Origin of the sequence: Bradyrhizobium sp. PRIMUS42, from assembly GCF_023006515.1 — a bacterium.
In the GTDB taxonomy this organism is placed as follows: domain Bacteria; phylum Pseudomonadota; class Alphaproteobacteria; order Rhizobiales; family Xanthobacteraceae; genus Bradyrhizobium.
The window spans coordinates 1-2546 of sequence record NZ_JALBGZ010000821.1 but is presented as its reverse complement, the minus strand read 5'-3'; the positions used below and the strand labels follow the sequence as shown (position 1 = coordinate 2546).

Sequence of the window (2546 nt, the reverse complement as noted above, 5' to 3'; positions counted from 1 at the left end):
CGCAGCCGGGGCGGGCTCGACTTTCGCCGGCTTGGGCGGCTTGCCATACTGGCCGATCGGCCCGAACACGACGGCGACCGCAAGCACGATCGCGGCGACGATCGCGCCCAAAATGCCCCCCATCGACTCAGACGACATGAAACCCATCCCCGTTCCAGATGCGCTCCGTGATACCACGGATGCACGCGGAGCCGGAAGGGCTGCCGAAGGGGCCAATGGTGTAGCGAACGAGGCATCCCTGGGCGGCTGCCCTACTCGTCGCTCGCCATCCCCTACTTCGCCGGCGGCCTGTGCTTGACGAAGGCCGTCACGATGTCCTTCTGCGCGGACTCCACCGCCCTGTTCGCGGTCGCGAGATGGGCGCCGGCATCGATGTTCGGATATTGCGTGGTGAGATAGTCGAGCAGCGCCACCCGGTAGTATTGCCGCTCCGATGGACAGGCGCCCGCAACCGAGCGGCCAAAATCCTGTTCCGTCATTCCCTGATTGCTGTCGCGCGAATATTCCCGCGCCAGGCAATGCCAGTAATCGTCGCGGCCCTGCTGGGCGAGCTTCTGCGCGCCCTTGGCATCGTCGTCCGCCATGACTGAAGATATCATGGCAGCAGATGTCATCATGACGAGCGCTGCTCCCACCATCAGCATCCGCATCTTGTTCTCCTTTTTCGCAGATCGCGCTGCCGAGCTTAGACTCGACGCGAGAACTGGCCAATCACATCTCGTTTGACTAGGATGAAGCCCTCCCTCCCCGTCGATGCGAGATCCTCCCGTGGCCAAAGCAAAAACCGCGTCCAAAAAATCCGGCAACATCTTCATCGGCATCGGCGGCTGGACCTTCGAGCCCTGGCGCGGCGTGTTCTATCCGGAGAAACTCACACAGGCGAAGGAGCTGTCTTACGCAGCCTCGAAGCTGACCTCGATCGAGATCAACGGTACCTATTACGGCTCGCAGAAGCCGGAGAGCTTTCGCAAATGGGCGAGCGAGGTGCCCGACGGCTTCGTATTCTCGGTGAAGGGACCGCGCTTCGCCACCAACCGCCGCGTGCTCGCCGAGGCTGGCGACTCCATCAAGCGGTTCTATGATTCCGGCGTGCTGGAGCTCGGCGACCATCTCGGGCCGGTGCTCTGGCAGTTCGCCCCGACGAAAAAGTTCGACAGCGCCGATTTCGGCAAGTTCCTCGAACTGTTGCCCCGCAAGCTCGAGGGCCGCGCGCTCCGCCATGTTGTCGAGGTCCGCCACGACAGCTTCTGCGCGCCGGACTTCGTGGCGCTGATCCGCGAGTTCGAGACGCCTGTGGTGTTCGCCGAGCACGGCAAATATCCCGCCATCGCCGACGTCGCCGGCGATTTCGTCTATGCCCGGCTTCAGAAAGGCAATGACGAGATCAAGACCTGCTACCCGCCTAAGCAGTTAGACGCCTGGGCCGAGCGCTTCCAGGCCTGGGCTTTGGGCAGTGAACCGGATGACCTGCCGAAAGTTGACAAGGCCAAGCCGAAGAAGGAGCCGCGCGACGTGTTCGCCTACGTCATCCACGAGGGCAAGGTGCGCGCGCCTCACGGCGCCATGGAACTGATCGCACGGGTGAGCTGAGGTGGCTATCGTCCATGTCGCTTGCGGTCAGGAGCAACAAAGCCTCCATGCGTCATGGCCGGGCTTGTCCCGGCCATCCACGATCCGCTGCGCGGCGCGAAGAACGTGGATGTCCGGGACAAGCCCGGGCATGACGACCTCCCGTGTGATGGCCTGAGGTGCCCCCATGGCAAAAGCGAAGAAGCTGTTCACGATCGGCTATGAGCAGACGCCGCCACACGCGGTGCTCGACGAGCTGGAACAGGCCGGCGTCAAGCTCGTGGTCGATGTGCGCGCGGTGACGTCGTCGCGCCGCCCGGGCTTTTCCAAGAAGCAGCTGTCCGCCGGACTCGACGAGCGCGGCATCGCTTATGTCCATCTCGCCGCGCTCGGCACGCCGAAGGAAGGCCGCCTCGCCGCACGCAGCGGCCAGTACCACGTGCTTGAGAAGATTTTTTCAAAGCACCTGAAGGCGCCCGAGACCAGGGAAGCGATGGACGAGCTCTCGGCGCTGGTGAAGAAGGCCGGCCCCGTCTGCCTGCTCTGCTACGAGCGCGACCACACCCATTGCCACCGCCAGATGATCGCGGAGATCATCGAGGAGCGCGATGGCGTGGCGGTGAAGAATTTGGCGGGACGGCAGGTCTGATCGGCCTCTCCGTCATGGCCGGCTTGTCCCGGCCATCCACGCTCTTCCTTCGCGTGGCCAAGACGTGGATGCCCGGGTCAAGCCCGGGCATGACGACCCGAGAGAGCTCCTACCCCTCCCCCGCAAGCCGGAACGTTCCTTCCATCATCTGCACGCAGCTGCCGCCGACATGAGCGGAGACGATCTTGCCGTCCTGCTTGCGCACGCGCGTCAGCAGGATGCTCGGCCGGCCCATGTCAAAACCCTGGCCGACGGTGAGCTTGAGCTCGCCGTCACGCGCGGGATCGAGATCGGCGAACAGCGCGGCCGCGGCGACCGTCGCGCTGCC

Annotated in this window: 3 protein-coding genes and 1 pseudogene; 2 read left to right on the top strand and 2 right to left on the bottom strand. The window is 64.2% G+C overall.

Features of this window, described 5'->3' with window-relative positions:
• Positions 1-272 precede the first annotated feature (272 nt).
• Complete coding sequence (locus tag MOV75_RS34190) at positions 273-650, bottom strand: hypothetical protein (protein ID WP_246931924.1); 378 nt, start codon at positions 648-650, stop codon at positions 273-275.
• Between the two features lie 103 nt (positions 651-753).
• Here MOV75_RS34190 and MOV75_RS34185 point away from each other — a divergent pair, with 103 nt between their 5' ends.
• Entirely contained in the window at positions 754-1590 is an 837-nt protein-coding gene (locus MOV75_RS34185; RefSeq protein WP_246931921.1) for a DUF72 domain-containing protein, read from the top strand.
• Positions 1591-1756: 166 nt separating this feature from the next.
• The gene (locus MOV75_RS34180; RefSeq protein WP_246931920.1) at positions 1757-2218 is read left to right on the top strand and encodes a DUF488 family protein; all 462 of its coding nucleotides are present in this window, start codon (positions 1757-1759) and stop codon (positions 2216-2218) included.
• Between the two features lie 109 nt (positions 2219-2327).
• Here MOV75_RS34180 and MOV75_RS34175 read toward each other — a convergent pair.
• Positions 2328-2546, bottom strand: a pseudogene (locus tag MOV75_RS34175) (PhzF family phenazine biosynthesis protein); the annotation flags it as partial.

What these genes read in the sequence shown, in the direction of transcription:
- MOV75_RS34190 (WP_246931924.1), bottom strand. Translation starts at nt 650, where the DNA reads ATGCGGATGCTGATGGTGGGAGCAGCGCTCGTCATGATGACATCTGCT.
- MOV75_RS34185 (WP_246931921.1), top strand. Translation starts at nt 754, where the DNA reads ATGCGAGATCCTCCCGTGGCCAAAGCAAAAACCGCGTCCAAAAAATCC.
- MOV75_RS34180 (WP_246931920.1), top strand. Translation starts at nt 1,757, where the DNA reads ATGGCAAAAGCGAAGAAGCTGTTCACGATCGGCTATGAGCAGACGCCG.